Raw genomic sequence first — 989 nt, forward strand, 5'->3', positions numbered from 1 at the left:
GGCCGGAGTACTCGGACCGGACCGATGGTGATCGCATCGCTGGAGTACTCGGACCGGAGCTGGGTACGCGCCGGGGTGCCCAGCCGTCCCCGATCACAGGAGTCACCCCATGCCGGATCTGTTCATCGCGGGCGAGTGGACCGCCGCGCTCGACGGACGGTTACGCGAGATCCGCTGCCCCGCCGACGGCACCCTGGTCGGCGCCGTGGACGAGGCGGGCCCCGAGGACGCCTCGGCGGCGATCGCCGCGGCCCGTGACGCCTTCGACCGGGGCCCCTGGCCGCGCACCCCGGCCGCCGAACGCGGCGCGCTGCTGCTGCGCGTCGCCGCACTGCTGGAGCGCGACAAAGCCGCGCTCGCCCGGGCCGAGTCCCTGGACACCGGGAAACGCCTGGTGGAGAGCGAGTACGACCTGGACGACATCGCCGCTTGCTTCCGCTACTTCGGCGCCCTGACGGCTTCGGGCGGCGGCGGGCGGATCGTCGACACGGGCGGCGCCGGGACGGACAGCCGGGTGGTGTACGAGCCGGTGGGCGTCTGCGGGCTGATCACTCCGTGGAACTATCCGCTGCTCCAGGCCGCGTGGAAGGTCGCCCCGGCGCTCGGCGCGGGCAATGCCTTCGTCCTCAAGCCGAGCGAGCTGACCCCGCATACCGCGATCGGGCTGATACGGCTGCTGGCCGAGGCGGGACTGCCGGACGGGGTGGCCAATCTGGTCCTGGGCGCGGGTCCCGAGGCGGGCGTGCCGCTGGCCTCGGATCCGCGGGTCGACATGGTCTCGTTCACGGGCGGGCTGGTCACCGGCCGCCGGGTGATGGCCGCCGCGGCGGCCACCGTGAAGAAGGTCGCGCTGGAGCTGGGCGGCAAGAACCCGAACATCGTCTTCGCGGACGCCGATTTCGACACGGCCGTGGACTACGCGCTCACCGCGGTCTTCCTCCACTCCGGCCAGGTCTGTTCGGCCGGGGCGCGACTGCTGGTCCAGGACG

General features: G+C 73.2%; 1 protein-coding gene. It reads left to right on the forward strand.

Annotated elements, in window-relative coordinates; all coding sequences use genetic code 11:
- Window positions 1-109: 109 nt before the first annotated feature.
- The coding region (locus FF041_RS29610; protein ID WP_153525690.1) for an aldehyde dehydrogenase family protein at window positions 110-989 on the forward strand (880 nt) is incomplete at its 3' end.

The organism is Streptomyces jumonjinensis (assembly GCF_009600885.1).
Taxonomy (GTDB): domain Bacteria; phylum Actinomycetota; class Actinomycetes; order Streptomycetales; family Streptomycetaceae; genus Streptomyces; species Streptomyces jumonjinensis.